Here is an 812-nt window from a genome sequence, read left to right as displayed (position 1 = left end):
GGCGCGCAGCGCTGCGCGCCGGGCCGCCGTGGAGGTCTTGGATACCGCGTGTCGAGCCATGTTCACCTTCCGCTTCGGTAATCAACTGTTCACGTAGAGTAGTTGAGCGGGAGCGGTGGGCTCAATGCAGCACAATGTTTCCCGTGAGCTCATCTGCCATACCCACCCGCGTGGTCCTCCTGGCCGGCCCTTCCGGTTCGGGGAAGTCGCTCCTCGCCGTCGAATCCGGGCTTCCCGTGCTGCGGCTCGACGACTTCTACAAGGAGGGGACGGACCCGACGCTCCCCCTGGTCGAGGGCTCGTCCGACATCGACTGGGACGATGCGCGGTCCTGGGACGCGGAGGCGGCGCTCGCCGCGATCACAGACCTTTGCCGTACGGGACGCACGAACGTGCCGGTGTACGACATCGCCACCAGCGCACGGACTGGCGTCGAGACGCTCGGCATCGAGCGGACCCCGCTGTTCATCGCGGAGGGGATCTTCGCGGCGGACATCGTGGAGCGGTGCCAGGAGCTCGGGGTGCTGGCCGATGCGCTGTGCCTGAACCGGGGCGCGTTCACCACGTTCCGGCGGCGGCTCGTGCGGGATCTGCGGGAGGGGCGCAAGTCGGTGCCGTTCCTGCTGCGCAGGGGGTGGCGGCTGATGCGGGCCGAGCGGGGGATCGTGGCGCGGCACGTGGAGCTGGGCGCGTACGCGTGTGACAAGGAAGAGGCGCTCGGGCGGCTGGCCGGGGCGGCGGCAGGGCGGTGCCGACGGGCCGGGGCCAAGGTCCGGGCCGCGTAGGCGCGACTCCTCCCTGGGGGCGCTGCC

Annotated in this window: 1 protein-coding gene; it reads left to right on the top strand. The window is 70.8% G+C overall.

Annotated features, from left to right (window positions below; genetic code table 11):
- Positions 1-143: 143 nt before the first annotated feature.
- Positions 144-785, top strand: a complete 642-nt coding sequence (locus tag J0695_RS35690) for a uridine kinase family protein (RefSeq protein ID WP_206968929.1) — start codon at positions 144-146, stop codon at positions 783-785.
- Positions 786-812 lie beyond the last annotated feature (27 nt).

Origin of the sequence: Streptomyces beijiangensis (genome assembly GCF_017315755.1) — a bacterium.
GTDB lineage: Bacteria > Actinomycetota > Actinomycetes > Streptomycetales > Streptomycetaceae > Streptomyces > Streptomyces beijiangensis.
The sequence above is the reverse complement of the archived record's forward strand: the minus strand, read 5'-3'. Positions and strand labels throughout refer to the sequence as shown.